Raw genomic sequence first — 1,346 nt, forward strand, 5'->3', positions numbered from 1 at the left:
GCATGGTGGGCATCCTTCCAGCGAGGAGCGCATCCTCACAGGTCAGGAGTCAACCGAACCGGGGGCAGTCCCCCCCGTACTCCTACGTCGGCGGCAACCCGTTGAACGGCACGGACTTCACCGGGTTGTGCGGGTTCTGGTGCTGGGTCGGCGTCGGTGCCGCGGTCGTCGGGACGGCGGCGTGCATCATCGCCGAGCCCTGCGGCCTCGTCGAGGGCGGTGTCGCGCTCGGCGCCGGAGGGGCCGCCGTCCTCGGCGGGGCCCTCACGTTCGAAGGCGGCAGCGTCCTCGCCACCGGCTTGGCGGCCGGCGGGCTCATCGGCGGCGCGATGCACGCGGCGACGAACGGCGGCAGCGGCCACTCCAGCAGCAGTTCCTCCTCGAGCAGCGGGAGCGGCGGCGGAGGCAGCCCGGCGAACTCGGGTGTCGCGCAGCGGCCGTACTCCGACATCCCCGGCAGCTCCGGCTGCGAGGAGGTCGCCGACCAGATCCAGAGCCGGATCGGCGGGGAGCTGTGGGAGGTGAAGCCCCCGCCCGGTGCGTCGAACGTCGGGCCGTACCACGGCGAAGACACGTTCTGGGGTGATCACACGTTCGTGGTGAAGGACGGCTGGGCCTACGATCAGTGGACCGGCCCCGAAGGCGTACCGCTGCAGGAGTTCAAGGAGCAGTTCGACTACTGGGACGTGCTCAAGTTCTTCCGGAAGTAGAAGAGGACCAGGCACTGTGGACCACCGGACGCTCTTCATTGAGATCCACCGGCGCCCGAAGCTGTACGGGCTGGACGGCAGTTACCGCGAATACTGCACGTTCCTGCTGGGCGTCGACGCGGGCAACGCCGGCGGGCTGCTCACCGGCTTCCGCGAGTTCCTCGTGCCCCGGGCCGGCACCGGCGACAACCTCACGTGGCCGTCGCTGGTGCTGCACCTGGCCTTTCCCGGCCGCACCACGGGCTGGCACGACGAAGCGGCGGGGGAGGGGCGGCAGCAGGCGGTCGACCTGCTCTTCGCCCTGCTGGCGGAGTTCCTCGACCGCCGGGAGACGGCGGAGGGCACCGTGGCCGTCTTCGAGGAATACCTGGCTTGGCGGAAAGCCCAGCCCTGGCACCGGCCTCAGCGGCCGTAGGTGAGGTTGACGACGCCAGTCGCAAACGAGGGAGCATTTATGCTCCATAAACGGCGACGACCGACATCGATTGACGCCGAATCGGGACATGAGCGAATGCAAACATTCCAGCTAGATCGACTGAGGGCGACCCACGTCTAGAACCTCCAGTTAACCGGAGGGTTCTTGGTTCGAGTCCAAGCGGGGGAGCTTCCAGACGAGAAAGCCCAGGCCAACGGCCT

Annotated in this window: 1 protein-coding gene and 1 pseudogene; both read left to right on the forward strand. The window is 68.5% G+C overall.

Annotation, left to right across the window (positions count from 1 at the left end):
• A pseudogene (locus C2L58_RS28500) lies at window positions 1–710 on the forward strand (hypothetical protein); the annotation flags it as partial.
• Between the two features lie 16 nt (window positions 711–726).
• A complete protein-coding gene (locus tag C2L58_RS28505) occupies window positions 727–1,125 on the forward strand; it encodes a hypothetical protein (RefSeq protein WP_103340761.1) in 399 nt (132 codons plus the stop codon).
• Window positions 1,126–1,346 lie beyond the last annotated feature (221 nt).

The sequence above is a fragment of the Amycolatopsis sp. CA-126428 genome (genome assembly GCF_002904335.1).
GTDB lineage: Bacteria > Actinomycetota > Actinomycetes > Mycobacteriales > Pseudonocardiaceae > Amycolatopsis.